The organism is Mycobacterium angelicum (assembly GCF_002086155.1).
GTDB lineage: Bacteria > Actinomycetota > Actinomycetes > Mycobacteriales > Mycobacteriaceae > Mycobacterium > Mycobacterium angelicum.
In genome coordinates this window covers 36,619-55,034 of the sequence record NZ_MVHE01000002.1, presented here as the reverse complement: position 1 = coordinate 55,034, position 18,416 = coordinate 36,619, and the positions used below count along the sequence as shown (strand labels likewise).

Annotated in this window: 20 protein-coding genes; 7 read left to right on the top strand and 13 right to left on the bottom strand. The window is 65.6% G+C overall.

From position 1 onward, the window contains the following. Positions 1 to 224: 224 nt before the first annotated feature. Positions 225 to 1,478, bottom strand: coding sequence for a hypothetical protein (locus BST12_RS01710; RefSeq protein ID WP_083111453.1), 1,254 nt, complete (start codon positions 1,476 to 1,478; stop codon positions 225 to 227). 111 nt (positions 1,479 to 1,589) lie between these two features. Between BST12_RS01710 and BST12_RS01705 the strand changes: the two genes are divergently transcribed. Next, positions 1,590 to 2,231 (top strand): TetR/AcrR family transcriptional regulator, encoded by a 642-nt coding sequence (locus tag BST12_RS01705; RefSeq protein ID WP_083111275.1) that lies wholly within the window; start codon positions 1,590 to 1,592, stop codon positions 2,229 to 2,231. After that, entirely contained in the window at positions 2,228 to 3,820 is a 1,593-nt protein-coding gene (fadD1, locus tag BST12_RS01700; RefSeq protein ID WP_083111274.1) for a fatty-acid--CoA ligase FadD1, read from the top strand. The genes BST12_RS01705 and fadD1 overlap by 4 nt, the downstream gene beginning before the upstream one ends. On the opposite strand, the gene BST12_RS01695 is transcribed toward fadD1, so the two are convergent. Continuing rightward, a complete protein-coding gene (locus BST12_RS01695; RefSeq protein WP_083111273.1) occupies positions 3,817 to 4,227 on the bottom strand; it encodes a Zn-ribbon domain-containing OB-fold protein in 411 nt (136 codons plus the stop codon). The two genes, fadD1 and BST12_RS01695, sit on opposite strands and share 4 nt — an antisense overlap. After that, complete coding sequence (locus BST12_RS01690) at positions 4,224 to 5,384, bottom strand: thiolase family protein (protein ID WP_083111272.1); 1,161 nt, start codon at positions 5,382 to 5,384, stop codon at positions 4,224 to 4,226. Before BST12_RS01690 ends, BST12_RS01695 begins: the two co-directional genes overlap by 4 nt. Positions 5,385 to 5,443: 59 nt before the next feature. Here BST12_RS01690 and BST12_RS01685 point away from each other — a divergent pair, with 59 nt between their 5' ends. Beyond that, entirely contained in the window at positions 5,444 to 6,313 is an 870-nt protein-coding gene (locus BST12_RS01685; protein WP_083111452.1) for an NYN domain-containing protein, read from the top strand. A gap of 12 nt (positions 6,314 to 6,325) precedes the next feature. On the opposite strand, the gene dacB is transcribed toward BST12_RS01685, so the two are convergent. The 7 genes from dacB to BST12_RS01650 all read right to left on the bottom strand — a co-directional run bounded on the left by dacB (position 6,326) and on the right by BST12_RS01650 (position 12,323). Further along, entirely contained in the window at positions 6,326 to 7,831 is a 1,506-nt protein-coding gene (gene dacB, locus BST12_RS01680) for a D-alanyl-D-alanine carboxypeptidase/D-alanyl-D-alanine endopeptidase (RefSeq protein WP_170062033.1), read from the bottom strand. A 14-nt stretch (positions 7,832 to 7,845) separates the two neighbouring features. Then, on the bottom strand, positions 7,846 to 8,508 hold the full coding sequence (locus BST12_RS01675; protein ID WP_083111270.1) for a hypothetical protein: 663 nt from the start codon (positions 8,506 to 8,508) through the stop codon (positions 7,846 to 7,848). A gap of 81 nt (positions 8,509 to 8,589) precedes the next feature. After that, positions 8,590 to 9,387 carry an SDR family NAD(P)-dependent oxidoreductase gene (locus BST12_RS01670; RefSeq protein ID WP_083111269.1) on the bottom strand — a complete coding sequence of 266 codons (798 nt, stop codon included), beginning with the start codon at positions 9,385 to 9,387 and terminating at the stop codon, positions 8,590 to 8,592. A gap of 32 nt (positions 9,388 to 9,419) precedes the next feature. Beyond that, positions 9,420 to 10,241, bottom strand: a complete 822-nt coding sequence (locus BST12_RS01665) for a class I SAM-dependent methyltransferase (protein WP_083111451.1) — start codon at positions 10,239 to 10,241, stop codon at positions 9,420 to 9,422. Between the two features lie 89 nt (positions 10,242 to 10,330). Then, positions 10,331 to 10,537: a hypothetical protein gene (locus BST12_RS01660; protein ID WP_083111268.1), complete on the bottom strand. Its 207-nt coding sequence runs from the start codon at positions 10,535 to 10,537 to the stop codon at positions 10,331 to 10,333. Positions 10,538 to 10,563: 26 nt separating this feature from the next. Beyond that, entirely contained in the window at positions 10,564 to 10,827 is a 264-nt protein-coding gene (locus tag BST12_RS01655; protein WP_083111267.1) for a hypothetical protein, read from the bottom strand. Positions 10,828 to 10,907: 80 nt separating this feature from the next. Continuing rightward, positions 10,908 to 12,323 carry a hypothetical protein gene (locus tag BST12_RS01650; RefSeq protein WP_139801449.1) on the bottom strand — a complete coding sequence of 472 codons (1,416 nt, stop codon included), beginning with the start codon at positions 12,321 to 12,323 and terminating at the stop codon, positions 10,908 to 10,910. An 89-nt stretch (positions 12,324 to 12,412) separates the two neighbouring features. Between BST12_RS01650 and BST12_RS01645 the strand changes: the two genes are divergently transcribed. The 3 genes from BST12_RS01645 (at position 12,413) to BST12_RS01635 (ending at position 14,094) form a co-directional block, all read left to right on the top strand. Continuing rightward, a complete protein-coding gene (locus BST12_RS01645) occupies positions 12,413 to 12,772 on the top strand; it encodes a hypothetical protein (RefSeq protein ID WP_139801448.1) in 360 nt (119 codons plus the stop codon). 87 nt (positions 12,773 to 12,859) lie between these two features. Then, complete coding sequence (locus tag BST12_RS01640) at positions 12,860 to 13,327, top strand: MerR family DNA-binding protein (protein ID WP_083111264.1); 468 nt, start codon at positions 12,860 to 12,862, stop codon at positions 13,325 to 13,327. Then, the gene (locus BST12_RS01635; protein ID WP_083111263.1) at positions 13,312 to 14,094 is read left to right on the top strand and encodes an SDR family oxidoreductase; all 783 of its coding nucleotides are present in this window, start codon (positions 13,312 to 13,314) and stop codon (positions 14,092 to 14,094) included. The genes BST12_RS01640 and BST12_RS01635 overlap by 16 nt, the downstream gene beginning before the upstream one ends. Here BST12_RS01635 and BST12_RS01630 read toward each other — a convergent pair. The 3 genes from BST12_RS01630 to BST12_RS01620 form a co-directional block, all read right to left on the bottom strand. Further along, positions 14,091 to 15,359 carry an amidohydrolase family protein gene (locus BST12_RS01630; RefSeq protein WP_083111262.1) on the bottom strand — a complete coding sequence of 423 codons (1,269 nt, stop codon included), beginning with the start codon at positions 15,357 to 15,359 and terminating at the stop codon, positions 14,091 to 14,093. The genes BST12_RS01635 and BST12_RS01630 overlap by 4 nt on opposite strands. Positions 15,360 to 15,479: 120 nt before the next feature. Then, positions 15,480 to 16,253 carry a class II aldolase/adducin family protein gene (locus tag BST12_RS01625; RefSeq protein ID WP_083111261.1) on the bottom strand — a complete coding sequence of 258 codons (774 nt, stop codon included), beginning with the start codon at positions 16,251 to 16,253 and terminating at the stop codon, positions 15,480 to 15,482. Continuing rightward, entirely contained in the window at positions 16,240 to 17,856 is a 1,617-nt protein-coding gene (locus BST12_RS01620; protein WP_083111260.1) for a class I adenylate-forming enzyme family protein, read from the bottom strand. Before BST12_RS01620 ends, BST12_RS01625 begins: the two co-directional genes overlap by 14 nt. A gap of 265 nt (positions 17,857 to 18,121) precedes the next feature. Here BST12_RS01620 and BST12_RS01615 point away from each other — a divergent pair, with 265 nt between their 5' ends. Beyond that, the gene (locus tag BST12_RS01615) at positions 18,122 to 18,388 is read left to right on the top strand and encodes a hypothetical protein (RefSeq protein ID WP_083111259.1); all 267 of its coding nucleotides are present in this window, start codon (positions 18,122 to 18,124) and stop codon (positions 18,386 to 18,388) included. Positions 18,389 to 18,416: the final 28 nt, after the last annotated feature.

Sequence of the window (18,416 nt, the reverse complement as noted above, 5' to 3'; positions counted from 1 at the left end):
AAACCAATTCCAGAAAATCGTCAATCAGAATTTCTCAACAGCGCTACCCATGGTTGCATATAGGTCTGTAACACGGTGCGCTACAGGCTAATACGCACGTCGGACGCCTGCGTACGCATTGTTTATCCGTAGTCCAATCCGTGGACATCGCCGCGTCAATTGATTAGACATTTAATGCACAAGGAATTCGTCAAGATCGACTTGTCGGTTTTATTGACAGCGCTTTAGTGCCGGATCGGCGTCAGCGGCAACGGGATGCCGCGGTCCGCGAAGTCGAAGGCGGCACCCTTGGAGAACTCGGTCATCGCGACCTCACCGCGCGGCTGCACGGTGTGCTGCGACCAAGCGATCTCGACGATCAGGTCGGTACCGTCGCGGCGGGCCCTCAGCTGGTTCCAGTGCGGGTCGACACCTACCGCAATGGCCTCCAGCGGTTCGCAGTGCTCGGTGTCGATCGTCCACACCCAGCCCCGGTCCCGCATGGCGGGTGCGTTTCCGGGCAGCCGGACCTGCACGGTCTCCCCCTGAACCGTCACGTCGATTTCGGTGTACTGCAGAGGATTGAGCGCCGGATGCAGACGCACGATGCGAGCCAGATCCGCCGCACTCACTCCGGTGTCCAGACAACGGCGCACTCGTGCCGCCGTCACGCCGGCAACACCGGTGAACTGCTTGCGCAGCAGATCGGTGGCGCGGTCGGCGTCGCAACGGCCGCGCAACGCCAGATCGAACGACAAGGAAAGCAGATGATGTTGCAGCGCAACCTCTTCGGCCATCCGCACCAGCGCCGAACGGGACCACTGGTGGAACTGGACGTCGTCGGTGAGCGCCCCCCGGTAGTCGGCTATCCCCTCGTCGGACGGATCGATGGGTGACAACTTGACGACGGCGGCCTCCGTGGCGCCGATGACGCCCGCCTCCTCGGGTATCGGCAGTGCCTCGTTCTCCGGGTCGATGCTGACTTGCCACGCGCAGTGCGGGTGGCGGTCGGCCGGAACCCTGGGCGGCCGATGAATCGGGGTGAAGCGGGCACGAGGATTGGTTGCGATCGCGGTCGCTTCGAAGGTGGGGTCCTCGATGTCGTGGCACATGTGCTGCACCGCGACGTCGCCCAGCGGTTCGACGTCGAGGAGCGCGCCGCAGTGATCGAGCTGAAATTCGCCGTGGTGATCGTCGATCACCGAGTAGCGGAAGTCCATGAACTGGGGCGGTGCACCGACGTCGAGCTGCATCATCTTGAAGATGTCGGCCACGGTGTCCCCGGTCAGCCCGAAAGCCGCCCGCATGCGCCGCGTGTAGACGGGGCTGGCGCCCATCCACTCCTCGATGGCGACTTGGGTCATGCCGTCCTGGCCGAATGCGGCCAGGACGTGCCCCATGCCGCTGCGATCGATGAGGTGACCGCTGAGCAACAGCTCGGGCATCAACTCGGCAAGCTCGGGCTGTGTCAGTTCCTGGTACGACAGCTGGTACGACATTGAGCCCCCTTTGGCGTTCTGCATAACATAACAACCGCAATGTTTTATGGTCAAACCTCTTGGCACCGGGCCAGTGGCCCCCGATTGAACAGGTGTGGTGATCTTGTGGTCATGTCGCGTCGAGTTGCTCCCACCCGGCCGGCCCATGGCAACCAGGCTCGGGCCGAACGCACCCGCGGACACGCCATCGACGTCACCGTCGACATCGTGCTGAGTGAGGGCATCGCGGCGGCGACCGGCCGGCACATCGCCGAGGCGGCGGGCGTCACCTGGGGGGTGATCCAGTATCACTTCGGGGACCGCGAAGGCCTGCTCATGGCCGTGGTCGATCAGGGGTTCGGCGAACTGCAGGACGCGCTGAGGTCCCTGCCCCCGGCGACCCGGGAGACCAAGACGAAGGACCGGGTGGCGGCGGTGGTTGCGGCGGCCTGGCAGGCGATGTCGAGCCCGACGGCGCGCGCTGCCACCGAGATCCTGATCGGCACCCGCGCGACGCGGGGCACGGCGGCCAACGAGCACCTCAAGCAGCTGGCCAAGACGTTCAGCATCCTCGGCCGGGCGGTCGACCGGGATCTGAGCCCCACGCAGGGGGCAGCCATCGGCGAGCACCTGCTGACGACGTTGCGCGGCATGATCGCCAACCAGCTGGTCATGTCCAGTCCGGTCGACACCGCCAAGGCCCGTCACGTCCTCGTCGAAATCCTGAGCGGCTACATCGATGGGCACCATGCAACCGATGAAGGTGGATCATGACTGAAACGGTTCAGGCGCTGCTGCGCGCGAGGTTCGCCGACGATACCGAGGCGGTGAAATACCGTGACGTGCAATGGACTTGGCGCGAGTATCTGACGGAGGCGGCGGCGCGGGCGGCAGCCCTTATCGCCGCTGCCGATCCCGGCCGTCCGATGCACATCGCCAGCCTGCTGGGTAACACGCCCGAGATGCTGGCCCAGATGGCGGCCGCCGGGCTGGGCGGCTACGTGTTGTGCGGTCTGAACACCACGCGGCGCGGGGAGGCGCTGGCCGCCGACATCCGACGGGCCGACTGCCAGATCATCGTGACCGATGCCGAGCACCGAGCGTTGCTGGACGGACTGGATCTGGGCGACACGCGGGTGCTTGACGCCTCGACACCGCAGTGGAACGAATTCGTCTCTGGTGCCGGCACTTTCGCCCCATACCGTCAGGCCGAGATGATGGATCCGTTCATGATGATCTTCACCTCCGGGACAAGCGGAAATCCCAAGGCGGTGCTGGTGTCACACCTGATGCCGACGTTCGCCGGGCGCAGCCTGACCCAACGTTTCGCGCTGACCGAGCAGGACACCTGCTATGTGTCCATGCCGCTGTTTCACTCCAACGCCGTGGTGGCCGGATGGGCTCCCGCGCTGGTTTCCGGGGCGGCGCTGGTGCCGGCGAGGTTCTCGGCCAGTGGTTTCCTCGACGAGGTCCGCCGCTACGGCGTCACCTACATGAACTATGTCGGCAAACCGCTGGCCTACATCCTGGCCACCCCGGAACGCCACGACGACGCCGACAACCCGCTGCGGGTGGCCTTCGGCAACGAGGCCAATGAGAAGGACATCGACGAGTTCGCGCGCCGGTTCGGCGTCCAGGTCGAAGACGGCTTCGGCTCGACGGAGAACGCCGTCATAGTGATACGTGAGCCCGGCACCCCGCCCGGCTCGATCGGCAAAGGGGTGGATGGTGTTGCGGTCTACCACAGCGACACCGTAACCGAGTGTGCCACAGCGTGTTTCGACGAACACGGCGCGCTCGCCAATCCCGCCGAGGCCATCGGCGAGTTGGTCAACACGATGGGTTCGGGCTTTTTCACCGGCTACTACAACGACCCCGACGCCAACGCGGAACGGATGCGCCACGGCATGTACTGGTCCGGTGATCTCGCCTATCGCGACGCTGCCGGCTGGATCTATCTGGCCGGGCGCACCGCCGACTGGATGCGGGTGGACGGTGAGAATCTGGCGGCCGCGCCAATCGAGCGAATCCTGTTGCGCCACAATGCCGTGAACCGGGTCGCGGTGTATGCGATCCCCGACGAACGCGTCGGTGACCAGGTCATGGCGTCCGTGGTGTTGCACCCCGGGCGCAGCTTCGATCCGGATTCGTTCGAGGCCTTCCTGGACTCGCAGCCCGACCTGTCACCCAAGGCCCGGCCCCGATATGTGCGCATCGCAGCCGACCTGCCCAGCACCGCGACACACAAGGTGCTCAAACGCCAGTTGATCGCGCAGGGCACCACCATCGGCGCCGGCGAAACCCTTTGGGAGCGGCCCGAACGCGCAACCTCCTACCGCATCGCTGCGCGCGAAACCTCTTAGGACGGCGTGAAGTACGGCAGCACCAGGCCGTTCCCGACAGCGTGGAACTCCACGCGCACTCGCATTCGGATGGCTAGGTCCGCCGCCGCGACACCCACGATGTTGGTCAGCAGTTGATAGCCCTCGTCAAGGGTGACGATCGCGGGCGCGTAGGGCGCGTCGAACTCCGGTGTCACCGGCCGGTAAACCACTGTCCAGCTGTATATTTCGCCGGCACCGGCGCTGAGCTTCCACGACAGATCCGCCGACAGACATGCGCGGCAGTGCTCAGTCGGGGGAAAATTCGCCATGCCGCACGCCTGGCAGCCCTGGTAGCGCAACTCCCCGCACGCGCAGCCCCGCCAGAACGGCGCGCTGAGGTCGGTACTGGCGTGCGGCACGGGTCCGGGCTGTGGTCGTAAAGTCATGGCTTTTCGTCCCCCAGAATCAGCACGGTGGTGAACAACGCTCCCGCTCCCCCGTTGCTGCACAACGCGATATGCGCATCGGGCACCTGCAGACCGCCGGCCTCGCCGCGCAACTGCTGAACGGCCCGGATCGCGCGCTGCATCATTTGCGGATTCACGCCGGCATGGCTGAAGGACATGGTTCCCCCGTCGGTGGTGATCGGATGGCTGCCGTCGATGGCGATATGGCCGTCGGCGACGAACGGTCCGCCTTCGCCGTCGCCGCAGAATCCGAAGGCCTCGAGCTGACGAATGATCTCGAAGGAGAACGGGTCGTAGAGTTCCAGCACGTCCACTTCGTCGCGTCGCAGGCCGGCGTGGCTGAACGCACGATCGGCCGCGCGCCGGCCGACGACTCCGTTGCGGTGATCGCCGTGCCGGCCGGCCAGATCCCAGGCCGGTGGATGCTGGTAGGACGGGCCGTGGAAGTCGGCGCCGCTGCCCAATACGTAGATCGGTTGCCGCGCAACCTCGATTGCGTCGGTGTTCGCCACTACCAGAGCGCACCCACCTTCGGAAGTGGTAGCGCAGTCGAGCAGATGAAACGGGTCGGCGACGGGGCGCGAGGCGGTGATGTCGTCGGGGGTGAACGGCCCGCGCTGGAAGTAGACGGCTTCCGGATTGCGCGACCCATTGTTGCGAATGGTGGCTGCGACCATCGAAAGTTGTTCGCGCGTAGTGCCATACACGTGCATATGGCGGCGCGCGATGAGCGCGAACTCGGCCGCGGTGAACATTCCCCAGGGTGCGACGAACTCGTTTTCCGGCCGGGTCCAGGGTGCGGTGGCCTGGTGATCGCGGTATTGGCCGGCCTGCGCGGCAACGAGCACCACCACGTCGGCCATGCCGTGTTCGATGGCGGCGGCCGCCTCGGTGATCATGCCGAGGCCGAAACTCGAGCCCTGCCACGCCGGGCCGAGGCGCAGGTCGTAAATCAGCGCCGCAGAGAGAGGTCCCGCACTGAGGCCGTCCACGTCATTCAGGCTCAAACCGGCATCGGCCAGCGCGCCCCGAACGGCCTTGAGCGCCAAGGTGCGCGAGGTTTCGCCGTCCAGGCGGCGTGCCTGCCGGGTGTTGTGCACCCCGACGATGGCCGCGGTGCGCTTCGACGCGCTCACTGTCACTCCGTTCTGATCCCATTTGGTGGCACACCAGTAGGTGGCGCACGATGACGATCATGACCGATTCCAGCGCGACCCGGGTGGCCGTCTACTTCGACTTCGACAACATCGTGATCTCGCGCTACGACCAGGTCCACGGGCGGGGCACCTTTCAGAAGGACAAGGCAAAGGGTCTGGACACGCAACGGCTGGGGCTGGCAACCGTCGACCTGGGCGCGATCATGGATTTCGCGTCGTCGTTCGGCACCCTGGTGCTCACCCGGGCCTATGCGGATTGGTCGGCCGAGGTCAATGCCCGCTACCACCGCCAGTTGGTCGGGCGCGCGGTCGATCTCGTGCAGCTGTTCCCGGCGGCGGCGTACGGCAAGAACGGCGCCGACATTCGGCTGGCCGTCGACGCGGTCGAGGATATGTTCCGGCTGCCCGACTTGACCCATGTGGTGATCGTCGGCGGCGACTCGGACTACATCGCACTCGCGCAACGCTGCAAGCGGCTGGGCCGCTATGTCGTCGGCATCGGTGTGGCCGGGGCCAGCAGCCAGTCGCTGTCGGCGGCCTGCGACGAGTTCGTCACCTATGACACGCTGCCCGGGATATCCACCACCGTCGCCGCGGCACAGCCCAAGAAACGCGGACGGCATGCCAGCAGCGCGGAGGCAGACGACGAGCCGGCGCCGCCCGACCCGCAGGCCGCCGCCACCAGCTTGCTCGAGCGCGCGCTGCGCATCGGCGAGGAGAAGGACGACGCGGACTGGCAGCACAACTCGATGGTGAAGGCCCAGATGAAACGGATGGATCCGTCGTTCAGCGAGAAATCGCTGGGTTTCAAGTCATTCAGCGACTTCCTGCGTTCGCGTAGCGATCTGGTCGATCTCGACGAGAGCAGCACCACGCGGATGGTGCGCCTGCACAGCGATGCGGGTTGAACCGGGCACCGGTCAGCCGGCGCGCTGGAATTGGTTGAGCACCTTCTCGGTATTGGGGAGGTCTTGGTCAAGCCCCTCGGCGACAGTGGAATACGTTGCGTTGAGCGCGTAGACGGCCACCACCGCATCCTTTCCGCTTGCGGTGGTCAGGTACCCGGCCTGGCCGGCGGCCACGAACATCGCGGGCATCGAACCCATTTGGGGCCGCGCCGACAGTCCGCTTTTCACCATGATCTTTCCGTTGTGGTCGATGTCGGGCAGACCCGCTTTGAAGAGCGCCGCGAACGGCTGGCCGTGGATGTAGGTGAGCCAGCGCGTCATCGCCGCCGGGGTTGCCGACGCCGGATCCGAGCCTTCGCCGTCGTAGATGTTCACCGTGCCGGGATCGATTTTCGCCTTGGCGAACTTCGAGATGATCACCGGCATGCCGCCGGAGTCGCAGTCTCTCGACCCGGCCCTCTTGGCCAGCAGACACAGCAGTGTTTCGGCGCCGCGGTTGTCGCTGATCTTGGTGACGAGCTTGGTCAGGACGCTGGTGGGCGGTGAGGTGAGCGAGGCGACCTTCTCCGCGGCCGGGTAATCACTGTCTGGCGGAAGCGCTCCCGCCGGTGCCTGCAGCGGCGCATCCACCGTGACGCCGGCGCGGCGCAGGGCCTCGATGAACAGTGCCCGTGCGTAGGCGGCCGGGCTGGGCGCGAACTGGGCAAGGTCCTGCTGCTGGGCACCGAGGGGCAGCTGACCGGTGATGACCACCCGGTTGTCGGTCCCCAAGCTCGCGGACAGCGTCGACTGGCCGCCACCGGGCGCGGTGCTCGCCTGGTTGTCGATGGTGAAGAAGTCCGTCTTGGGAATGGTGTCCACGGCGACCGGGTCGCCGGCATTGGCTCCGGGGTTGACCAGCACATCGAGCAGATTGTCGTTGACCATGATCGAGGTGACGACGCCCTCCTTGGTCATGAACGGATCCCACAGCCTGTCGTCCACCAGCACGTCGCCGTCGATCTTGGCGATGCCGGCGGCCTTCACCTGTGCGGCGAGCTTGTCGAGACCGGCTAACGGGTTGGCGGCGACGGGTTTCACGGTCGGCATGGCATACGCGTAGACGTGATCGGGCTCGGTGTATTGCAGCTGCCCGTCGAGCACGCCCCGGCCGCCGAGGATGAAGTCACCCGACCCCACCAGCACCAGGTCGCCGGTCAAGGCGTCACCGGAGCGGGTCCCGGTCGCATACACCGGAGTTTCGAGGGTGGAATCGGGCCCAAACTCTTCGTAGTAGGTGCCGACGGTGAATAGCTTGGTGGTCGAACCCAGGAAGTTGAGCTTGTTCTCGTCGCGCGCATACAGGGTTTTGCCGGAGCCGAGCTCGACGGCATCCCAGCTCCACGACCCGTGCGCGTACTGCGGCAGGCCGACGATCGACTGCACGCCGCCGGGCAGCGCCGTCGTCGCCGGCTTGGACGCGCACGCCCCGATCAACAGACAACACAATAGGAACGCGCCAGCTCGAAAACGATTCACGCGTTGATGATGACTTATCCGTCGATCTCGCCGGCGATTCCGCGCTCGATGCTGGCTCGCGTGTTGCCCGGGAACACGATCAGGCCATCGAGTTCGCTGCGGGCCAAACCGTATGCCCGCTGACGTTCCTGCTGGGTTGCCGACGTGTCGGCCGCGACCCGCAGCAGGCTCTGGGCGCGCGCCAGTCGTTGGCGTTCTTCCCGGGAAAAGTCGCTCCTGCCTTTGCGCGTGGCCTCTGCTTCGGCGGCGTTGAACGCGGTCACATAGCTTTCGACGGCGTCGAGGTACAGCCGCGCACCTTCCCGGTCGTCGAGCAGTTCTTCGGCGCGGGCCGGCCGATGGAAGTCGGCCGCCAGCTTGGCCTTGTGGAACGCCGTCGTCAACGGATCGCGCATGTCGGTCATGGCCGGGAAGTCGAGCAGCTTGGCGGCATCGAGCTCGTATTCCAGCCAGCGTGCGTTGGTGTGGTCGTGCGCGTCGATCGCGCGCCGGATTGCTCGCCAGTTTGATGCTGGATTGCTGGGTTCCGGGGAGCCGGCCGGCGCAATCTCAGCCGGATCAGTCGCCGCCTCTCGCTGTCTTTGGAGCGAGGCGAACGTTCGGATGCCGGCATAGATCACGCCGATCACCGGCGCGGCCAGCAGCAGCAACTCCAGCAGCCGGAACAGCACTCCCACCAGGCCAGGATGCCATCACCGGGGCGCTTGCTGAACCAGCTGAGCGAGGGCCCGGCCGACAACCCTTCCCGTCGAGTTCGATCAGCGCTTGTCGGTTTGACCCGCGGCGATCTCATCGGCGGCCTTGGCCGCGATATCGCCGGCCAGTCGGGATGAGATCTCCTGCGCGTTCGTCGCGAACCTGGTCAGCACCCGCTGGCGTAGCGGGGCAACGGTGACTTCGGCCCGATTGCGTTGGATCGCGGTCACCACGGCTGCTCCCACCTGCTGTGGTGTACCGGTACCTATCAGCGGTGGGGCGGCGGCCCCGGAGTCGGCGAACATTCCGGCGCCGCCGATCGCGCCCGGGCTGACCACCGAGACGCCGACGCCGGTGGGTCGCAGGTCGTCGCGCAGACACAGGGCGAACCCGCGCAACCCGAATTTCGTTGCGGCATAGAGCGAAGCGCGCGCTGTCGCGACCTTGCCGGAGATCGAGGAGATGTAAACGAAATGCCCGGAGCCGCGTTTGGTGAACGCCGGAATCAATTCTCGGGTCAGCTGAACCGGTACTTCGAGGTTGACCCGCAGCGCCCGTTCGACCTGCTCGGCGGTGAAGCTGTCGAGTTTGCCCGACGCCGGCAGTGCCGCATTGGCAACCAGAATGTCGATCTCGCCCGCTTCGGTGAGCAGCGCTGGAGCGGCACCGACGTCGGCTAGGTCACTCACGATGGTGCGGTGCCCGCTGCCGGACAGCGACTCCGCGAGCTCGTCGAGCTCTTGTTGCTTGCGCGAACTCAGGATCAGGTGCGCCCCACGGTCGGCAAGGGCCGTTGCGATTGCGCGTCCCAGACCGCCGGTTGCGCCGGTGAGCAGAACGATTTTGCCGGTCAGTTCCATCTGGACGACGTTAGTCCATCCAGCCCGACCGCTCAGTATTCGAAGCGGTTCACTACGTCGTAGGAACTAATGGGCAAAGCCTGCACCAGTTTGTAGATCAGCCGGACCGGGGTGGACGGGATCTGCTGGTAGCCGGCCAGTGCCGACTTCCGTTCCAGCAGATGCAGCTTCGGATTCCACTTCTCCAGGTCGCGCGCGTTACCGATGCCCCACTTGACAATTCCCTTGGTGAACATCCTGGACGCGAGCGGACCCAGCGGCGAAATCGTGTCGAATATCATTTCGCCGCAACTGAATTGGTCTGTCAACCGCTGCAAAAGCCGCCGCACTTCGGTTTCCGGCACGTACATGAGCAGGCCCTCGGCAATCACCAAGGTGGGTCGACCGGCCGGAATGTCGGCCAGCCAGCCCGGGTCCGTCACCGACGATCCGATCATTTTGTAATGCTCGGTTTCGTCGTACAGTCGGCGACGCAACTCGATGACGCCGGGCTGATCGAGGTCGAACCACGAGACGGACTCCGGTACGGCCAGCCGGAACACGCGGCCGTCGAGACCACAACCCAGGTGCAGGACAACCGCGTCCGGGTGGCGCCGCAGGAAATCGGCGCACCAGTCGTCGAGTTCTTTGGCACGCAACGCGACCAGGTACTGGTTCGATGCCGGCATCGAACTGCGATGTATGCGTTTGAAGTCGTAGTCGATGCGCTCGACCGCGGCGGCGGCCGCCTTGTCGCCCAAAATGGGCCGCTGCGAGCGGCTTTCGTAGGCCCGCAGATACAACGTCACCAGGTTTGTCCACTCCACTGAGCCCCACTGGACCGAACTGAAGTCAACCTTGCCCGTCGCCACCATGAATTCCACACTACAAAACAGATGGCCGACGGGTGCTTCAGTGCAGTCGGGGCACACCGGCACCGATTGTGTGCGCGTGTGCGCCCGAATCAGATGAGGAACAACACCGCGAGCGTGATGAGAAACGCCAGCACACCGCATGCGGCGGCCCAGGCGCCAAGCGCAAATCCGTTGGCTTTGGCAAACGGCATGGCGGCGATGCCGACGATGAATGGCAGCACCGGAGCGCATGGCCAGAAAACGACCGCGCCAAGGTAGGCACTGGCTAAGCCGGCGGCCAGACCGCCCAAAACCATTGCGGGAGAACGACGGTTGTCCACGTCTATGGCCTCGTCAGCATGCCGGGAAGCCCAATCACGAACAGCGACAAGAGCAGCAGCAGGCCGGTGCAGGGAGCGATGAGCAGCGCCACGGCGTAGGTGCGAACGGCCGGTCGTCGCACCAGCCGATAGATCACCAGCCCGGATATCAGCACCGGAAGGCACACTCCCCCGGCCGCATAGAGGAGCCGAATGTCCATGGAGAGCGTCTTGTCGAGGATCGACAGCACCTTCACGACGATGCCCCACAGCACGCCGCCGGCCACCGATCCTGCGAAAGCAGCACTTACCCAGTCGATTTGGTGCTCAGGCGGTTGTGCTTGGGGTATGGATGGCATCGTTGGCCTCAGCGCGGCAGGAATACCGGAGGGATATTGAGCGGATCACGCAGGACGACCTGCGGTGGGGCGCTGACCGGTCCCAGCGGCGTCAGGTTCGACGGGGGCAGCACCGTCATCGGGGGCATCGCCGGCACCGGCACCGGCCCGTGCGGAGGATGCGGCGGAGCCGGCGGCGCGATCTGCGGGAAAACGTCGTTGAAGCCGGTCACAATCGAGTAATCCCCCACTGTCTTATGAAATGGAAGCCCCACCAGCGGGCCGGACGCGTCGTCGGTGAACGACGGCCACGACTGCAACAACGGCACGCCCATGGCCCCGGGGCGGTCGCTGTAGATCTCCATGGCCGGGAAGGTGGTGATGTTTCCGCCCACGTGCGGGCCCGACGGCGAGGGTGCGATGGCCAAGGTTCCGTTGACGCTGATGGGAATGGCCTTGGCCGGGCCCTCGCCGCCCGGCGAAAAGGGGTCGGCGGCGTTGTAGTTGATCAGCACCGAACCATTGCTTTGCTGGGTCGCCGAGATGCTGGGCGTGCCGACGCGGACCTGTCCGGTATCGGCGTTGACCGACGGGTTCTGCCGGGCGACGATGATGCCGTTTTCGTAGTCGACCAGGACCGACACCCGAGATCCCTCGGGGTCGACGGTGGGCGAGAAACCCCGGTTGTCGCCCAGATTGTTGTCGTACGGCGGCCAGCCGAGCTTGGGATCCCAGACGTCTCGGCCGGGAATGAACATGTTGGTGCGCACAACCCCCTGCCCGGGAACGGGTTTGATCCGGCCCACCACGATGTTCGGTGGTGCACCCAGATTCTTGGGGTCGTAGCTGTGCGGGTCCAGGGCGGCGGCGGTGTCCCAGTCGCTGACGCTGACCGGCTCGCGACCGAACACCTTCTTGAATGCCTCGATCTGATTGCGCCGGCGTTGATCGTCGGCGGGCGATTGGGGCACCCCGGGTGCCGGGGCGAGCGGCAGATCCAGGCCAACCGCCTGCAACCGGTCCGCGGCGCCGTTGAACCGCCCCATCGCGTCGCGGATCACCCCGCTGGCTTCCTGCAGGCGTCGATGGCCCGCGGTCAGCACCGCCGCGCGGCCCTTGGGGGTGTTGACGATCGGCCACAGCGCTTTCTTGTCGCTTTCCCACCCGGCCTGAACGCCGGCCATCCGGGTGCGGACATCGGCGGTGATGGTCGCCGCGTCGTCGATGATTCCGGTCGCCGAAACCCGAATCGCGTGCACGCGGTTGCGGTCGGCGTCCAGGTGAGTCGACACACCCCGGGCGGCATCGCCGGCATCGCCGGACCACTCCGGCCAGGCCTGGGGTGGGCTCGGTGGGGCGGGTACAGCTGGTCTTGCCGGCTCCCCCGTCCCCAACAGCTGGCGAAGCCCGGACAACGCGGCGTCGATGGACCCAACATCGCTCACCGACGAAACCTAACCCGAGACAGACCCCGCATTCCAGCGGGCGGTGGCTCAGTGGTCTTGACCTTGCCCTTGGGGCAAGCTCATATTTTGTGACTACGGACGACTGCACCGACTCCGGCGAGGACACCATGACGCAATCACCCGATTCCCGTTCCACCACCTCGGAAGTGGGTCCCGAGCAGCCCAGATCAGCGGGTCCAAACCGTCCCATGCAGATCCTGACTTGGGTCGGAATCGCAAGCGGTGTTGTCTTTGTCGCGGCGGTCATCTACCTGGCCGGCGCCGCGACGGGCTGGTTCCCCGGCTGGCCCTATCACGGCACCGCAGCGGCCTGCATGATGGAAAAGGCCGATCACCCGATGGGCCCGATGGCTCCTGGCAAAGACTGCTGCGCCGGCATGAAGGCTCCACCAGCGGCCGCCGACTGCTGCCAAGCGGAAAAAAAGTAACCCGCTCCGACACGGACTCACTACGCTGGGTGCTGCGATGGCGAAGTCTTCACGGACACGCCCGGCAACAGCGGGAAGGGAGTCGCGGTGGCGCGCACTGTCGGCGGGGCCGCTCGGGCCGTCGGTGTCTCCTCCAAAGCCATCCGGATCTGGGAAGCCAAGGGATTGCTGCGGCCCGCTGAGCGCTCCAAAGCCGGTTACCGGCTATTCACCGAAGACGATATCGAGGTCCTGCGGTTCATTGGGCGCGCCAAGGCGCTTGGGTTGACGCTAGCCGAGATCAAAGACATCCTCGACCTGCACCGCCAGGGAACCGCGCCGTGCGATCAGGTCACGACCATGCTGGACGAGCACATCCGCGGCATCGACCGCACGATCGCAGATCTGCAGGCGCTGCGCGCTGCACTCAGCGCAGCACGGCGGACCGCCCGCACCCAGCAACGCCGGGGACAGCGCGCCACGATATGTCGCATCATCGAAACCCCCACCGACGACGCCGAACCAACCCGAAGCGACGTCGATTCGATCAGGAGCCACACATGCCGAACCGACTGACCGGCAAGGTCGCACTCGTCAGCGGCGGGGCCCGCGGTATGGGCGCGTCGCATGTGCGGGCACTGGTGGCCGAGGGCGCCAAAGTCGTATCCGGCGACATCCTTGACGACGAGGGCACGGCCGTGGTCGCCGAGTTCGGCGATGCGGCCCACTACGTTCACCTCGACGTCACCGATCCCGAGCAGTGGGAGGCCGCGGTCGAGGCCGCGGTGAGCAGGTTCGGAGGCCTGCACGTGCTGGTCAACAACGCCGGCATCATCAACCTGGGAACCATCGAGGACTACGCGCTGTCGGAATGGCAACGGATCCTCGACATCAACCTGACCGGTGTATTTCTGGGCATCCGCGCGGCGGTCAAACCGATGAAGGCCGCCGGTCGGGGCTCCATCATCAACATCTCCTCCATCGAGGGAATGGCCGGAACCATTGCCTGCCACGGCTATACGGCCACCAAGTTCGCGGTCCGGGGCCTGACCAAGTCGACCGCACTCGAGCTGGGGCCCAGCGGGATTCGGGTCAACTCCATTCACCCCGGGCTGATCAGGACACCGATGACCGAATGGGTGCCCGAAGACATTTTCCAGACTGCCCTGGGCCGCATCGCCGAACCTCAGGAAGTCTCCAACCTCGTCGTCTATCTGGCCAGCGACGAGTCGAGCTACTCCACCGGCTCGGAGTTCGTGGTCGACGGCGGCTGCGTCGCCGGCCTGGGACACAAAGACTTCTCCAACGTCGACGCGTCCCAGCAACCCGAGTGGATCACCTAGAAGGCCTCCGGATCGCGCTGTATCTCCACCGGCACCGGGTGCTGATATAAGCGTGCGGCGTTCTCCCAGGTGATCTTTCGGATCACTTCGTCGGGCAATCCGCCGATCTCTTCGTGGATGACCCGCTGGGTGTGCGGCCAGGTGGAATCGCAATGCGGATAATCGGCCTCGAGCATGATGTTGTCCGCACCGATGCGCTCGTACTGGACGAACGAAGACTTGTCCTCCACCGCACAGAACCAGAAGTTGCGAGTGAAAACCTCTGCAGGAGTCAGCTTTTCACCCAACGCCTGCCAGGTTCCGTACATGGCGTGGTAGTTGAGCATGTGATCGAGACGATCGAGTAGCCCGGCGACCCAACCGATTCCGCCTTCGGATAGACAGATCTTGAGGTCCGGAAACCTGCTGGGCAACCCGGAGTACAACCAGTCCACCGCCGCGGAGATGGCGTAGGCGAAGAACAGCACCCCCGGCACGTCCGGCGGGGCGTCCTCGGTGGTGGACGGTGACGAACCCGACGATCCGATATGCAGATTCACCACCGTTCCGGTCTCGGCGCAGGCGGCCATCATCGGATCCCAATGACCCGAGTGGATGCTCGGCAAGCCCAGCATCGCCGGGTTCTCGCTGAATGTGACGGCGTGAAAGCCGCGTTCGGCGTTCTCCCGGATCATCGTTGCGCCGAGATCGGGATCCAGCAGCCACGGCAGTTGGCAGGCAATGATGCGGTCGGGGTACGGGCCCGCCCATGCCTCGAGGTGCCAGTCGTTCCAGGCCCGTACCGAAGCCAGCGCCAAGTCGCGATCCCTGGTGACCTGCTGCAACCGCTGCCCGGCGAATCCGGGCAAGAAGGACGGGAAATTGAGCGAGGCGTAGATGCCGTTCAGATCCATATCCTTGATACGCGCATGAATATCCCAAGCGCCACTGCGCATTTCGTCGAAGCGGACGGGCTCGAAACCGTACTCCGCCACCGGACGCCCGACCACGGCGTTGAATCCGACATTGGGCAATACCTGTCCGTCGTAGACCCAGGTCTGGCCGCCGTCGTCGGTGTCGACCACTTTGGGCGCGCGGTCGGCGAACCTGCGCGGGATACGTCCCGCGAACGTGTCCGGTGGTTCGACGATGTGGTCGTCGACCGAGATCACGGTGTAGTGCCGGGGCGCCCGCGGCGGATCGGGCAGAAGCGTCACCGAACGTTCCGCGCCCGTCTTGGCGGTGGTGAAGCTCAGATCGCCGGCCAGCTCGTCGATCGATTTCATTTCCGGCGGGATCTCCTTGTGGGGCTGGACAGTTGACTGTGTGGTGACGGCTCTCGGTGTGCGGTGAAGGCGAAGTCGCTTGGCGTGTCGTCTCCCTGGACGCACATGCGACGACGTTGTTCAAGTGAGCACATCGGGATCGGCCTTGATGGTCATCCGCGCCGCGCCTGCCCAGTACACGTCGGCGGCCCGCTCGATCAGCGACTTCTGCATCCCGGCCATGTCGGACCAGTTCATGCTCACCGGCTCCCTGCCGGTGAGCATGACGTCATAGGCCAGCTTGCATACCCGCTCGATCGAAGCCGCCCGGTATACGGCCTCGGCCAGAGTCCGGCCGGTCGCGATGACACCGTGGTTAGCCAGAATCGTCAGATTGGCAGGCCCGATATGTGCCGCGAGATCGGCTGCGCGCGAAGGGTTGTCGACTTCACCGTCATACGAATCGACCAAGCACAGGTCGTCGAGGAACAGCGACCCGGTCTGATGCACCAATTCGGGCAGCCGGCCCAGCGCGGCCAGCACACACGCGTAGTACGGGTGGTTGTGGATGACCACCCGGGCGTCGTCGCGGACCCGGTGCAGTTCGGTGTGGATGTGTATGGCCGGGGTGGCATCCCAGCGTCCGCGCACCACCCGCGCATCCGCGTCGACCACACAGATATCCGAGGCGGTGAGTTCGGACCACCACAGCCCCCACGGATTGACCAGCATGTCGGTTTGTCCGTCGAGTTGCCAGGTGATGTGTCCGGCCATGTTCTCGGCGAACCCGGTGCCGGCGAGGTGGCGGAAAGCCACCGCCAGCGCCTGCTCGTCGGACAGTTCGACGCCGATCGGGGGCACCACCGACGGCGCCCACACCTCCAGGCCGCCCCGGCGCGCGTTAGGAGCGTTCATCATCGGCCTCCATTCTGGCTCGAATATCCTCGCGGAGTCGTCCTTTGGCAATCTTGCCGCCGGACGAGCGGGGTAGTTCGTCGACCACGATGAGTCGCTCCGGCAGCAGCTCTTTGGAAACACCCAGCGCCAGCAGATGATTCACGAGATCGGGCAGCTCGAGGGTTTGCGAGTCAGCGAGTTCGGTGTACAGGCAGACCTTTTCACCGAACACCGGATCGGGCATCGCGATCGCTGCCGCGACGGCGACCGCGGGGTGGGTGGTCACGGCGTCCTCGACCTGCGCCGCGCTGATGTTCTTGCCGCCGCGCAGGATGAAGTCCGAGGTTCGGCCCGTCACCGTCAGGTAACCGTCCGCGTCGATCTGGCAGACGTCGCCCATGCGCATCCACCCGTCCGGGGTGAACAGCTTGTCGTGGTCGGCCCCGCCCAGGTACCCCAGGCTGATCGCCGGGCCGCGGCAGGCGGGCTGACCCCGGCCGGTGTGCGTGACGTCGCGGTCGCCGTCGAAGAGCCGCACCGCCATCTCCGGCACAATCCGGCCACCGGTGCGAAGCCGTCGTTCGCGCGGGTCCGCGACGGTGGTGGCGCTGAGTAGCCCCGTCTCATTCGATCCGTAGAACTGCAGGATCTTGGCGCCGGTGAGTTCCTCGAACTCGGCGGCTGGGCGATACGGCAGCGCCTCGCCACCGGTGAAAACGATCCGCACCGAGCTCAGGTCGTGGTCGCGGCAACCGCCGTCGGCCATCAACATCGTCAATTGCGTGCTGACACAGCATAATACGGTGATCTTGTGCCGCGCGATGGCCTCGCACGCCGCCCTGGGGCTGAACCGCTGCAGGATCACCGCGCCGGCGCCGAGGTAGATCGGTGTCGTATGGCTGGTCCAGATCCCGAAGCCGAACGGCATCGGAATGACGGGCAGGAACCGGTCCTGCTCGGTGAGCAGTCCGTTCGCCACCGCCTTCTGGTGGAAATAGTGCCAACGGTTCTGGGTGTGCACGACACACTTGGGCAACCCGGTGGTGCCCGATGTCGAGTTGATCAGAAAGACCTCGTCGGCATCGAGCCCGGACTGCGGCGTCGGCGCGGTGGACTGCGCCTCGACGTCCAGGCGCAGCGTGTCCGCAGAGAGCACCAGCAGTGCCAGCCCCGCCTCGGCGGCCACGCCCGATGCCGTAGCACGGCGTTGGACATCGCTGATCAGAATCTTCGGCGGCGCGGTGCGCAGTATCTGGGCCGCCTCGCGGCTGCCGGCGCGCGCGCCGAGGCCGACGACGACGGCGCCGCAGCGTTCGACCGCGACGAACAGCACATGGATGGCTACGCAGTCACCCAGCCACACCGCTACCCGGTCGCCCCGGGACACGCCGAGGCCGGCCAGCTGCTGTGCCAAAGCCGTTGCCGCCGAGTCGAATTCACGCCACGTCAGCGAGACGCCGGCATCGTCGACATAGGCTATGCGGTCGGGCGAGCGTCCGGCGTTGCGACGGACCGCGTCCGACAGCGTCGAATCCGACCACCAGCCGGCCGCCCGGTACCTGGCAGTCTCCACGGCGGTGAATGCAGGCGACAGCGCCCTGCTGGGCGCGCCGGCGTGCATTACCAAATGATAGGAAAACGACCGGCTGCTCCGCTTTCGGCCCGTTCCCCGACCGTAAAGACCCCCTGACCAGGCTTCCAAGAATCCTTTTAGAATCCGCCAAGCCTCGCCGCGGAGCCTGTAGCCGCTCGAAAACAAACCGGCCGGCCCTGGTAACCGGGTCTGTAACCGGGCCGGATATCTGGGATTGGTAGCGGCACCCGCGGAGTTTCCTTGCCACGTGGCCGCATCCGAATCGGCGAAGACTGCACCAAGGAGCGTGGCAATGAAGACCAAGGCCGTCGTGGTGTCCATCGGCGGCGTCGTCGCCCTCTTGCTGCTGCTGCACTATCTGGCGCTGAGCCGCTCCGGCTTGCCGTGGGAGTGGATCCTTTACCTCGGGCTGCCGATCACCGCGGTTGGCGTGCTGTTTGCGCTGCGTCTTATCCAGCTCGGTGAGGGGTGGGGTCATGGCGCCGACATCCCGCTTACACCGCCCGACGACTGCACATCATCTCCGACAGCTGATCGGTCCCGAGCGCCGCACGACTGAAGTGCGGGCCGCCAAGGATCTGTGCAGA

What these genes read in the sequence shown, in the direction of transcription:
- BST12_RS01710 (WP_083111453.1), bottom strand. Translation starts at nt 1,478, where the DNA reads ATGTCGTACCAGCTGTCGTACCAGGAACTGACACAGCCCGAGCTTGCC.
- BST12_RS01705 (WP_083111275.1), top strand. Translation starts at nt 1,590, where the DNA reads ATGTCGCGTCGAGTTGCTCCCACCCGGCCGGCCCATGGCAACCAGGCT.
- fadD1 (WP_083111274.1), top strand. Translation starts at nt 2,228, where the DNA reads ATGACTGAAACGGTTCAGGCGCTGCTGCGCGCGAGGTTCGCCGACGAT.
- BST12_RS01695 (WP_083111273.1), bottom strand. Translation starts at nt 4,227, where the DNA reads ATGACTTTACGACCACAGCCCGGACCCGTGCCGCACGCCAGTACCGAC.
- BST12_RS01685 (WP_083111452.1), top strand. Translation starts at nt 5,444, where the DNA reads ATGACCGATTCCAGCGCGACCCGGGTGGCCGTCTACTTCGACTTCGAC.
- BST12_RS01670 (WP_083111269.1), bottom strand. Translation starts at nt 9,387, where the DNA reads ATGGAACTGACCGGCAAAATCGTTCTGCTCACCGGCGCAACCGGCGGT.
- BST12_RS01665 (WP_083111451.1), bottom strand. Translation starts at nt 10,241, where the DNA reads ATGGTGGCGACGGGCAAGGTTGACTTCAGTTCGGTCCAGTGGGGCTCA.
- BST12_RS01660 (WP_083111268.1), bottom strand. Translation starts at nt 10,537, where the DNA reads ATGGTTTTGGGCGGTCTGGCCGCCGGCTTAGCCAGTGCCTACCTTGGC.
- BST12_RS01635 (WP_083111263.1), top strand. Translation starts at nt 13,312, where the DNA reads ATGCCGAACCGACTGACCGGCAAGGTCGCACTCGTCAGCGGCGGGGCC.
- BST12_RS01630 (WP_083111262.1), bottom strand. Translation starts at nt 15,359, where the DNA reads ATGAAATCGATCGACGAGCTGGCCGGCGATCTGAGCTTCACCACCGCC.
- BST12_RS01625 (WP_083111261.1), bottom strand. Translation starts at nt 16,253, where the DNA reads ATGAACGCTCCTAACGCGCGCCGGGGCGGCCTGGAGGTGTGGGCGCCG.
- BST12_RS01620 (WP_083111260.1), bottom strand. Translation starts at nt 17,856, where the DNA reads ATGCACGCCGGCGCGCCCAGCAGGGCGCTGTCGCCTGCATTCACCGCC.
- BST12_RS01615 (WP_083111259.1), top strand. Translation starts at nt 18,122, where the DNA reads ATGAAGACCAAGGCCGTCGTGGTGTCCATCGGCGGCGTCGTCGCCCTC.